Raw genomic sequence first — 9936 nt, 5'->3', positions numbered from 1 at the left:
CCCGCGCCCAACCCCTTCGAGGAGTGGGCCGCCAGGGCCAGACTGTCTTTTGTGTTCCCGACCCGTCGGCGCCTCGTTGGCGGCCACCGCGTCGGTGGAGGGGGTTATAGGCGCCTCCCCCACGAACACGCAAGCGCTTTTTTGACAAGGAGATGAAAATTCTGCCCGATTGAGAAAAATCAACGGGTTGGCGGGCCGCAGCCGGGCAAACCGATTACAGCAGGCCGAGCGAGCGCAATTCGGCGGCCAGATGGGCGGGCAATTCGTCGCCCTGCCCGCCCGCGTCGGACAAGTCCCTGGGCGCCGTTTCCGGATCGAGATAGCGCCACCCCTGGAAGGGCCGGTGGGGCGTCGGCACGGTGGCAACGAGCTGCGGGTCCATGCCGAGGATGCAGCAGGACTCCCCTTCCTCGTCCACGGTGGTGTCGATGGCGATCACCCGCTGGCGGGCGGCGACGGAGCCGCGGACCACCCAGTAGATCGACCCGCCAGCGAGGATTTCCTCCCCGCGCTTCGGCACGCGGCGCGTGAACACGGGGATCATCGACCGGCCGTCGACGGTCCGCGTGCGACGCGCCTGCACCGCGGCCAGATGGTCGAGGTCATCGATCCCGACGGCGAGCTTGATGAGATGCAACGGCATGAACGGCTCAGGGAGAAGGGTTGGCGGGACGGGTCCGCTGCCGCAGATGGGATTCCGTTGCGGCGTTTCCAGCCATACACTGTTGAGAATGGAGCCCGCGGGTCAGGCCGGCACGTTGTTGAGCGAACGGCAGCGCTCTTCGAACGGCGGAGTGACGAAGTCCGGCTTCTTGAAGAGGCCGCGCATCCAGGCCGTCAGCGTGCAGAGGTCTTCCAGCCGGACGGTTTCGTTCAGGGTGTTCTCGGGGAAGGTCAATTCGAAGGTCTCGGCGATGTGGTCCAGGACCTGTTCGAGCTGTTCGGCGGTGAGGCCGATTCCCCCGTCCAGCACGGCGTTGCGGGTCAGGACCTTTTCATCCACGCCGTACTCGTCACGGATCAGCTTCACGATCCAGCGGAACAAATGCATCCAGTTGGTGATCCCGAGGATCGGCTCCGACATACCCCGCCCCTTGTGTACCGCGACCTTGGCGCGAAGAATGGCACGCATTCTTTGCAAATTCATTGCGTGAAAATGCCGCTTCCGTAAGACGGCGGCGGCGCCCATAGAATGCGGCCCATGCGCGCCGCTTATCTCAACCTCGCCCTGTCGATGACCCTGGTCGGGCTGTCCGTTCCGGCCTCCAAGGCGATCGTATCCCATATCCCGCCACTTGTGGCGGCGGAAATGCGCTTCGCGCTGGTCGCTGTGCTGCTGGCGCCCTTTGCCCTCAGGGGTGGAGCGGCGGCGATTCCGCGCAATGGTCAGGACTGGACAAGCCTTGCCCTGCTCTCCCTGTTCGGTATGGTGCTGTTCAACCTGTTCCTTCTCTATGGGCTGCGCGAGACCAGCGCGGTGGCCGCCGGAATCATCACCAGCACCATCCCGGCCATGACGGCGCTGGGGGCGGCGCTGATCCTGCGCGAGCGGATCGGGGCCGGCAGCGCCACGGCCATCGCCTTGGCGGTCCTGGGCATGGTCGCGTTGAACCTGCGGCCAGGAGGCAACAGCGGACCCGACGATTCCGTCGTTGGCAACGCGCTGGTGTTCGGCGCGGTGGTGTCCGAGGGGCTGTACGGCGTCTTCGCGCGGCAGCTTGGCGGGCGGATTCCGCCGTTGACGCTGACCTGTCTGGCGAATGTCCTGGCCGCGGCGATGATGGCGCCGGGTGCCCTGGCGACGCTGGGCGGCTTCGATCCGATCGCGGTGCCCGGTTGGGTCTGGCTGCTGTTCGTGGCGTCCGGCCTGACCGGCGGGTTGCTGGCGGTGGTGCTGTGGATGCGCGGGATCGCCCATGTGCCGGCCAACCGGGCCGGGCTGTTCACCGGGCTGATCCCGGCGGCAGGCGTGCTGGCCGCCGTGCTGTTCCTCGGCGAGGCCTTTACGCTGGCCCACGCCGCCGGACTGCTGTGCGTCCTGTTCGGAATCGCGATGGGGACGGGGGCGCTGCGCCGGCCCAAACGCATCACCCCGGGGTGACGCGCAGCGCCCCCACCCGAATCACAGCGATTCCTGGACCAGGGCGACGCCCTTGACCTGGGCGTAGACCGGCTGGCCCGGCGACAGGCCAAGGGCGTCCCAGCTCTTGCGGGTGACGCGGGCGAGCATGCGCGCTCCCCTGCCCTCCTCGCCCAAGGCGACGACCGCCATCATCTGGACCTCGTCCTGGCGCTCCGCCGCGACGATGCGGGCGGGCAGCGCATTCAGGATGGTGCTGCCCTCCGGCGGGTTGCGGGCGAGGCTGACGTCGGACGCCGCGATGCGGGCCCGCCGCGCTGTGCCCTGCGGCCCAAGGTCGCCCGGAACGAGCAGATGGCCGCCGTCCAGCCGCAGCAGGGTCAGGCCGTAGGCGTCCTCCCGCCCCGCCACCACCGCGGGCAGGGTCACCCCGGCTTCGGGCATGCGGGCGATGGGCAGGGTGGGATCGGCCTGAAGCTCCTGCATCGGGCCGGCGGCGACGACGCGCCCTTGGCGCAGCAGCACCAGATGGTCGGCCAGCCGTTCGACCTCCGCGATGTCGTGGCTGACATAGAGGACGGGGACGGACAGGACACCGTGTAACCGCTCCAGATAGGGAAGGATCTCCTCCTTGCTGAAGCGGTCGAGCGCCGCCAGGGGCTCGTCCATCAGCAGCAGGCGCGGCTGCGAGAGCAGCGCGCGGCCGACGCCGACCCGCTGGCGCTCGCCGCCGGACAGATGCTCCGGCGAGCGGTCGAGCAGGTGCCCCAGCCCCAGCAGATCGACCACGTCGTTCAGGCGGATGTGCTCCGGCACGCCGCGCCCCACCGTCCGGCGATGGCCGAACAGCAGGTTGGTGCGCACCGACAGATGGGGGAACAGGCTGGCTTCCTGGAAGACGTAGCCGATGGGCCGCTTGTGCGTCGGCCGGAAGGTCCGCCCCTCCTGCCAGACATCGCCGTCCAAGGCAAAACGCCCGTTCAGCCGCTGCAACCCCGCCGCGCAACGCAGCACCGAGGTCTTGCCGCAGCCGGACGGGCCGAACAGTGCGGTGATGCCGCGGCCCGGCGCCTCGAACGCCACGTCCAGGGCGAACTGGCCGAGCGTCCCGTGGAAATGCACCGACAGGCTCATCGCCCGCCCCGCCCGATGCGCTTCTCCAGCATCATCATCGTCAGGATCACCGTGAAGGAGAAGACCAGCATGCCACCGGCCAGCAGATGGGCCTCGTCCCATTGCAGCGTCTCGACATAGTCGTAGATGGCCACCGAGAGGACCTTGGTCTGGCCGGGGATGTTGCCGCCGATCATCAGGACGACGCCGAACTCGCCCATGGTGTGGGCGAAGCCCAGCACGGCGCCGGTCAGGAAGCCACGGCGGGCCAGCGGCACCGCCACGGTGAAGAAGGTGTCGAGCGGCGAGGCGCGCAGCGTCGCCGCCGCCTCCAGCGGGCGGTCGCCGAACGCCTCGAAGGCGTTGCGGATCGGCTGCACGACGAAGGGCATGGAGTAGAGCACCGACCCGATGACCAGCCCTTCGAAGGTGAAGGCCATGGAGCGGGCGCCCCACAGCGAGGCCAGCCACCCGCCGGGGCCGTTCGGCCCCAGCAGCATCAGCAGGTAGAAGCCGAGAACCGTCGGCGGCAGGACCAGGGGCAGCGCCACCACCGTGGCGACCGCCTCCTTCCACCAGGCTCCGGACCGCGCCAGCCACCAAGCCAGGGGGGTGCCGACGATCAGCAGGATGACCGTCGTCAGCGCCGCCAGCTCCAGGGTCAGGATGATCGGCTGCCAGCTCATCGGCGGGCGGTCCTTCCCAGGGAGGCCGGCACGGTCAGTTCGGCGCCTTCGTGCCGTAGCCGTACTTGGAGATCACCGCGGCGGCCTCCGGTCCCTTCAGGAAGGCGAGGAAGGCCGTGGCGGCCTCGTTGCCGGCGCCCTTCTTCAGCAGGACGGCGTCCTGGAGGATCGGGTCGTGCAGCGATTCCGGAACCGGCCAGCGGGTGCCCTCCGGCTTGGCGATCACCTGGGACAGGGCGACGAAGGCCAGCTCGGCGGCGCCGGTGTCGGCGAATTGGAAGGCCTGGGCAATGCTGTTGCCCTGGACGATCTTCGGCTGGATCGCCTCGTAGACGCCCATCTTCTTCATGGCCTGCACCGCGGCGGAGCCATAGGGCGCGGTCGCCGGGTTGGCGATGGACAGCTTCTCGAAGGCGCCCTTGCGCAGCGTGTCCTCGCCCAGCGGCGCGTCGCCGGCCTTGGTCCACAGCACCAGACGGCCGACGGCGTAGGTGAAGCGGGAATCTGGAACGGCCAAGCCCTCCTCCACCGCCTTCTTCGGGGTCTCGTCGTCGGCGGCGAGGAAGACGACGAAGGGGGCGTCCTGCTTGATCTGGGCATAGAACTGGCCGGTCGCGCCGAAGCTCAGGACGGCCTTGTGGCCGGTCTTCTGCTCGAAGGCGGTGGCGATCTCCTTCGCCGGGGCGGTGAAATTGGCCGCGACCGCGACGTTGAATTCGTCGGCCCGGGCCGTCGCCGAGACGGACAGCAGCGCGACGGCGGCAAGCAGGAAACGCGTCATTTGAAAACTCCTTCCGATCCTATCGTCAATCCACCGCAAGAATGATGTGCGATGCGTCGATCAGCGCGCAGGCCGGATCGCCGGCCTTCAGGCCGATGTCGTCGGCGCTGCGCAGCGTGATGATGGCGGTCAGCGTCTTGCCGCCGCCGATGTCCAGGGTGATCTCGCTGTTGACCGCACCGTCCTCGCGGCGGGCCACCACGCCTTCGATGCGGTTGCGCATCGAGGTGCGCTTCGCCTCGTCCGCCGGGGCGAGGATCACGAAGGGCGCCTTGATCAGCGCCGTCGCGGCGCGCCCCGGGAACAGACCCAGGTCGCGCACGCTGTCGCGGGTGATGATCGCGACGATCGCGGTCTGGTCCGACACGGCCAGGGTGACTTCGGCGTTCACCGCCCCGTCGGTGATGGCGGTGACGGTGCCGCGGAGGGCGTTGCGGGCACTGGTGCGCATGAAGAATCCCCACATCAGGCTGGCGGCCGAGAGGCCGGTGCCGTTCAGTTCCGGTTCCAGCACCTGGAAGGCGCGGACCATCTCGCTCTGCAGGCGGTGGAAGGTGGCGACCAGCCGCACGCCGTCCGGCGTCAGGGCGGTCCCGCCGCCGCGCTTCCCACCGGCCTGCGCCTCGACCAAGGGGCGGCCGAACAGGTTGTTCATGGCGTCGATGGCGTCCCAGGCCGCCTTGTAGGTGATGCCGACCGACCGCGCCGCGCCGGAGATGCTGCCCTCGCGCCCCACCGCCTCCAGCAGCCTGATGCGCTCCGCGCCGATCGGCGACGCGTGCGGCCCTGAGAACGACACCTGCGGTTGGACGGACATCAGCGGGCACCTCAAATTCGCTATATACGCTGTCTATATAACCATGCTCCGCGCAGGTGAACTAGCGCTTTCTGCCAGAATCGCCGTTTTTCGAGGAATATCGGTGCAAGAGTGCAGGATGCCGGTCTTAACACCCGCTCAATCCACGAAATGCATCGAGCAAACGATGCACGGCATCTGCCCAATCTGCCGATTTCCTGGGCGTATTTTGGTGCCGGACGAAGGTTTATTGTTCGCTTGGCGGCACAATCAACGGATTACGGAAGCAGGATTGTCGGTTTCCGCATCATCATGTCCCATGAGTCGTTCGCAGGCCGCGCCGCCCGCCGCTTTCTGGGCAGGAGACGGCCGGATGCGGCGAATCCAATATGTAGATGATCTATACAACGAGGGGACGGTTGGAGCGCTGCCGCCCCGTCAATCCACCAGTTCCCAGTCGAGCGTAGACACGACGCGGACGATCTTGTCGATCTGCCGGCTTTCCATGATGCCGGGCGCCTCGTCGCGGGCGAGAATCTGGAACAGACCCTGGTTGGCGCGGCGGATGCCGCCCAGAGTGGCGCCGCTGTCGGTCGCGAACTGGGTTGCCGCCTCGCGCGCCTTGGCCGTCGCCTCGGCGATCATCTCGGTCTTCACGTCGTTCAGCCGCGTGAACAGGTAGTTGGGGCCGGAGCCCATGCCCGGCTCCCCGCCCAGGGTGACGCCCTGGTCGAGCAACTCCGCCAGATTCTGGCTGGCGCGGTCGACCCGCTCCACGTCGGGGCTGCGGATCATCAGGGTGCGGGTGAGGATGTAGCGCTGGTCTGCCGGCCCCTGGCGGTAGGCCTGGGCGAGCAGGTCCACGAGATCGAGCGAGCGCGAGACGACGGCGTCGGCGCCCAGCCCGTAGCGTTCCAGAAAGGCCAGCACGGCCTTCTCGTCCGCCGCCGTCTTCGCCTGGACGGCGGACAGGTCGTCGCCGGTGGCGACGAAGCGCACGGGCCAGAGCGCAAGGTTCGCCTTGACCTCACGCTCGGCGGAGCCCTTCACGGTGACAAAGCGGTCGGCCAGCCGGACCTGGGCGACCTCGCGCCCCGCCGACCAGCCCGCCACCGCAATCCCGATGGCGAGAAACGCCGCCGCGGCCAGCGCCGTCCGGTTTCCGATCATCCCACTCTCCCTCGTCGCTCCCTGCGGAGCATGACGAAGGATTGTGGCGAAGCTCAGGCCGGAGCGGCGCCCCGCAGCGGTGTCAGATCACCCGCGTCACACCGTCGTCAGCCAGACGCACAGCAGAGCGTAGGCGACAGGGAAGACCACCAGGGACCAGCGGTCCAGGAGCAGGGACTTCGCCGCGTTCCGCTCGTAGATCATCAGCGACACCGCGCTCTGCATCAGGCTGAGAAAGATCATGCCCATGGAGGCGAGGTTGACCCGGTCCGACAGGGTGAAGCCGCTGCTGCGCGGCAGGTCGCTGGCAATGACGAAGTAGCAGGCGACCACGGCGAACAGCGCGCCGATGCCCAGGCCGAAGCGGGGGTCGAGGTCCACCGGCTTCACCAGGAAGGCCAGGAAGGCCACAACCGAGGAGATGAAGATGGTCGAGAAGGTCTTGATGTAATAGACCGAGTCCGGCCGCTCCAACGTGATCGCGTGGGTGTAGCGGGAATAGACGGACTCGTGGTTCTTCGGAAGGGTGATGTCGCCGTAGTTGGTGCGGTAGCGGTGCGCCGAGATGGTGGCACCATTGTTGATCAGCGAGTAGCCGGAGACGTCGACGTCTGGATCGACGGTGCTGTTGTCGGTGTCCGGCACATAGACGACGTATTCCGCCGTCTGGTCGCTGTCCTCGATCACCAGACGGATGGTCTGAGTGTCCAGGGGGAAGCGGCTGACGTCCCAGGGCTGGTTCAGAACGGCCTGGACGCGCGCCTGCCCATAGTTGGTGTCCTTCAGCTTGCGGACCGGGGTGGGCGTCCGGGACTCGATCCGCCCGTTCATCAGCTCGAACGTCTCCAGCGGGTTCAAGGAGTCGTCGTCCCAGCGGAACCAGACGTAGAAGTCCACGTTGACCTGATTGTCGCGGAGATTCACCCCGGTGATCTGGTTGACGTAGGTGCCGACCACCACCTTCGCCGGCTCCGCCCTCGACGCTCCGGGCAGGCCGGTCAGAAGGATGGCGAGGAACGCCAGCGCGTACCGAATCATGATGCCTTCTCCTTTCCTGCCGGATGTCAGTGCGCGTGGCTCTTCTTGACCAGCACGTCCATGGTCGCCAGCAGCACGCCGGAGACGATGAAGGTGACGTGGATGGCGACCAGCCACATCAGGTCACGGTCGGACACCTCCGACACGTTCATGAAGGTCTTCAGGATCTGGATGGAGGAGATCGCCACGATGCTGGCGATCAGCTTCACCTTCAGCGCGCTGAAATCCAGCTTGCCCATCCATTCCGGACGGTCGGCGTGGCCGGCGACGTCGATCTTCGAGACGAAGTTCTCGTAGCCGCTGAAGATCACCATCAGCACGAGGTTGCCGACCATCGTCAGGTCGACCAAACCGAGCACGATCAGAATGATGTCGTTTTCCGTGCCGTGAATCAGAAGCGGCAGCGCGTGAACCAGTTCCAGCGCGAAACGCCAGCCGATCATCAGCAGCGCGCCCACCAAGCCGACATAGAGCGGCGCCAGGAGCCAGCGGCTCTGGAACATCACCTGCTCCAGGAAATGCTCGGCCCGGCGCGCCGGACCGCGGCGCCCCTCGCCGTTGCGGGACAGGAGGGTGGTGTCGCCGGTCAGGGCCGACGGGTTCGACTGGGTCATGACTTGCTCGCCAAAGTGATATCGCCACGGATTTGGCCGATTTTCCGGCCGTCGATCTGGTGCTGGTAGGTCATCTGCAGCTGGTCGAAGGCCAGCGAGATAGTCTCGGTGCCGTTGCTGCTGTCATCGTCGTCGATCGACAGCACGTATTCGGTAATCTGCGTGTTCTTCAGGATGATGGTCAGGTACGGCTCGGCGAAGATGTCGCTCTCGCCGAAATACTCGCCACCCTGAAGCTGCGCGAAGGTGCGGAAGAAGTGGATCGTCGCGGTGACGTCCTTCTTCTGCGGATCGAAGGCTGCCTGCATCAGCTTGGGCGAGGCGAGGTCGAAGTGGCGCTCCAGCTTCAGGCTGTCAACGCCGAGCTTGTCCTGCTTCTGCGCCTTGCGGCTGCCGACGTAGGAGTTGTCCTCGATCGGGTCGTCGTAATTGAAGCCGCCGACCTCGCGCTTGCCCGACGACAGGTCGAAGCTGACGCAGTCGGCCAAATTCTTGTAATTGCGGATCAGCGACTCGCCCTTGATGCCGGGGTAGTCGAGCAGGATGCGGGGCATGGCTCAGCGCTCCTCAAGCCGCAGAAGACCGAAGATCCGTCCGACCTCGCCGCGATCGCCCAGCAGTTCGGCGTACAGCTCCGGCAGGGACAGGTTCCCCCAGGCGGCGGCGCGGCGAACGAGGTAGGAGGTCGGGCTGTGCGGCTCCTCCCGCGCCAGGAAATCGGCGATCTGGTGCAGCATCGCGTAGGCTTCCTGCCGGGTCCGCGGCCCGCCGGGGCGGGCGAAGGCGGCGGCGGGGATGATCTCGGCGGACGCGTCGATGGTGGCCCCCTCCTCGCCTTCGGCCTCCTCCGCCGCGGCGGAGGCGCCGTCCGGATCGATGCCGCGCTTGGCGAGCGCTTCGCGGTGGAACTGGATCAGGCTTTCCAGAGTTTTCAAAAGCTGGCTGAAGCCGGGGGCGGCGCGCCCGGCCACGGCGTCCAGTTCCGCCGCCAGGGTGCGCACCGCCGTTACCGTGTCGCGCAGATGACCGTGCTGGGTCTGGTAGAAGTCCGGCGGCGTGCGGTCCTGCGCGGCGAGGATCTGCTCGACCGTCACCTCCCCGTCATCGACCGCCGCGTGGAAGGCGCGCGGGTCGCGGGTGGCGAGCTTGCGCAGGCGCTGCGCGTTCTGCCAGTCCTGGAAGCGGTGAGTTTCGTCGGTGTGCGGCCCCGGCTGGGTGATGGCGGTCGCCATCAGATCGCGCGACAGCTGGCTGTCCAGCCAGACCAGCGGCGCCAGCCGCGGCTCCGGGTCGCCGTCGTCCAGGCGCGGGTAGAGGCCGTCCCAGAAATCCTCGACCAGCCCGTGGACCAGCAGGAGTCCCGGCGCCAACCCCGCCGGACCATGCAGGTGGCCCAGCGCCTGGACCAGCCACGCCGCGACCTGGAGGTCCTTGGTGCGGGTCGTCAACAGGTCCGAAGACTGCTGGACGACGCCCTTCCAGTCGGCCTTCTTGACGGTGGTCTGCCAGATGCCCTGGTCGAGATCGTCGTCCATCCGGCGCGCCTCGGTCAGCGCGTCGAATTCCGGGCCATGGCGCAGGTCGTCGCCCGCCGGGTCGTCGCCGGGGATGGGCTGGAGCAGGGCGCCGATGTCGATCAGCGGGTGGGATGCGGTCAT

At 67.4% G+C, this 9936-nt stretch carries 12 protein-coding genes; 1 reads left to right on the top strand and 11 read right to left on the bottom strand.

What is annotated here, in order from left to right; translation table 11 throughout:
- Nucleotides 1-214 precede the first annotated feature (214 nt).
- Nucleotides 215-643 (bottom strand): DUF1489 domain-containing protein, encoded by a 429-nt coding sequence (locus FHW79_RS30390; protein ID WP_183182372.1) that lies wholly within the window; start codon nucleotides 641-643, stop codon nucleotides 215-217.
- Nucleotides 644-745: 102 nt separating this feature from the next.
- A complete protein-coding gene (locus FHW79_RS30385; protein ID WP_040134734.1) occupies nucleotides 746-1084 on the bottom strand; it encodes a hypothetical protein in 339 nt (112 codons plus the stop codon).
- A 117-nt stretch (nucleotides 1085-1201) separates the two neighbouring features.
- On the opposite strand from FHW79_RS30385, the gene FHW79_RS30380 reads away from it, so the two are divergent.
- Nucleotides 1202-2101, top strand: a complete 900-nt coding sequence (locus FHW79_RS30380) for a DMT family transporter (protein WP_183182371.1) — start codon at nucleotides 1202-1204, stop codon at nucleotides 2099-2101.
- Nucleotides 2102-2122: 21 nt separating this feature from the next.
- Here FHW79_RS30380 and modC read toward each other — a convergent pair whose 3' ends face one another.
- The 9 genes from modC to tssA form a co-directional block, all read right to left on the bottom strand.
- Nucleotides 2123-3214 carry a molybdenum ABC transporter ATP-binding protein gene (gene modC / locus FHW79_RS30375; protein WP_183182370.1) on the bottom strand — a complete coding sequence of 364 codons (1092 nt, stop codon included), beginning with the start codon at nucleotides 3212-3214 and terminating at the stop codon, nucleotides 2123-2125.
- A complete protein-coding gene (modB, locus tag FHW79_RS30370; RefSeq protein ID WP_014198586.1) occupies nucleotides 3211-3879 on the bottom strand; it encodes a molybdate ABC transporter permease subunit in 669 nt (222 codons plus the stop codon). Before modB ends, modC begins: the two co-directional genes overlap by 4 nt.
- A gap of 34 nt (nucleotides 3880-3913) precedes the next feature.
- A complete protein-coding gene (gene modA / locus FHW79_RS30365; RefSeq protein WP_183182369.1) occupies nucleotides 3914-4660 on the bottom strand; it encodes a molybdate ABC transporter substrate-binding protein in 747 nt (248 codons plus the stop codon).
- Nucleotides 4661-4685: 25 nt separating this feature from the next.
- On the bottom strand, nucleotides 4686-5477 hold the full coding sequence (locus FHW79_RS30360) for a TOBE domain-containing protein (RefSeq protein WP_183182368.1): 792 nt from the start codon (nucleotides 5475-5477) through the stop codon (nucleotides 4686-4688).
- A gap of 417 nt (nucleotides 5478-5894) precedes the next feature.
- Nucleotides 5895-6626, bottom strand: a complete 732-nt coding sequence (locus FHW79_RS30355) for an SIMPL domain-containing protein (protein ID WP_119509459.1) — start codon at nucleotides 6624-6626, stop codon at nucleotides 5895-5897.
- 96 nt (nucleotides 6627-6722) lie between these two features.
- A complete protein-coding gene (locus FHW79_RS30350) occupies nucleotides 6723-7664 on the bottom strand; it encodes a hypothetical protein (protein WP_183182367.1) in 942 nt (313 codons plus the stop codon).
- A gap of 26 nt (nucleotides 7665-7690) precedes the next feature.
- Nucleotides 7691-8278, bottom strand: coding sequence for a TIGR00645 family protein (locus FHW79_RS30345; RefSeq protein ID WP_014198581.1), 588 nt, complete (start codon nucleotides 8276-8278; stop codon nucleotides 7691-7693).
- Nucleotides 8275-8832 (bottom strand): type VI secretion system tube protein Hcp, encoded by a 558-nt coding sequence (locus FHW79_RS30340; protein ID WP_183182366.1) that lies wholly within the window; start codon nucleotides 8830-8832, stop codon nucleotides 8275-8277. The genes FHW79_RS30345 and FHW79_RS30340 overlap by 4 nt, the downstream gene beginning before the upstream one ends.
- A gap of 3 nt (nucleotides 8833-8835) precedes the next feature.
- A complete protein-coding gene (gene tssA, locus FHW79_RS30335) occupies nucleotides 8836-9936 on the bottom strand; it encodes a type VI secretion system protein TssA (protein ID WP_211108550.1) in 1101 nt (366 codons plus the stop codon).

Source organism: Azospirillum sp. OGB3, assembly GCF_014192915.1.
GTDB lineage: Bacteria > Pseudomonadota > Alphaproteobacteria > Azospirillales > Azospirillaceae > Azospirillum.
Note: the sequence above shows the minus strand (reverse complement) of the source record. Positions and strands in the feature narration are given on the sequence as shown.

What these genes read in the sequence shown, in the direction of transcription:
- FHW79_RS30380 (WP_183182371.1), top strand. Translation starts at nt 1,202, where the DNA reads ATGCGCGCCGCTTATCTCAACCTCGCCCTGTCGATGACCCTGGTCGGG.
- modA (WP_183182369.1), bottom strand. Translation starts at nt 4,660, where the DNA reads ATGACGCGTTTCCTGCTTGCCGCCGTCGCGCTGCTGTCCGTCTCGGCG.
- modC (WP_183182370.1), bottom strand. Translation starts at nt 3,214, where the DNA reads ATGAGCCTGTCGGTGCATTTCCACGGGACGCTCGGCCAGTTCGCCCTG.
- FHW79_RS30340 (WP_183182366.1), bottom strand. Translation starts at nt 8,832, where the DNA reads ATGCCCCGCATCCTGCTCGACTACCCCGGCATCAAGGGCGAGTCGCTG.
- FHW79_RS30385 (WP_040134734.1), bottom strand. Translation starts at nt 1,084, where the DNA reads ATGTCGGAGCCGATCCTCGGGATCACCAACTGGATGCATTTGTTCCGC.
- FHW79_RS30390 (WP_183182372.1), bottom strand. Translation starts at nt 643, where the DNA reads ATGCCGTTGCATCTCATCAAGCTCGCCGTCGGGATCGATGACCTCGAC.
- tssA (WP_211108550.1), bottom strand. Translation starts at nt 9,936, where the DNA reads ATGACCGCATCCCACCCGCTGATCGACATCGGCGCCCTGCTCCAGCCC.
- FHW79_RS30360 (WP_183182368.1), bottom strand. Translation starts at nt 5,477, where the DNA reads ATGTCCGTCCAACCGCAGGTGTCGTTCTCAGGGCCGCACGCGTCGCCG.
- FHW79_RS30350 (WP_183182367.1), bottom strand. Translation starts at nt 7,664, where the DNA reads ATGATTCGGTACGCGCTGGCGTTCCTCGCCATCCTTCTGACCGGCCTG.
- FHW79_RS30345 (WP_014198581.1), bottom strand. Translation starts at nt 8,278, where the DNA reads ATGACCCAGTCGAACCCGTCGGCCCTGACCGGCGACACCACCCTCCTG.
- FHW79_RS30355 (WP_119509459.1), bottom strand. Translation starts at nt 6,626, where the DNA reads ATGATCGGAAACCGGACGGCGCTGGCCGCGGCGGCGTTTCTCGCCATC.
- modB (WP_014198586.1), bottom strand. Translation starts at nt 3,879, where the DNA reads ATGAGCTGGCAGCCGATCATCCTGACCCTGGAGCTGGCGGCGCTGACG.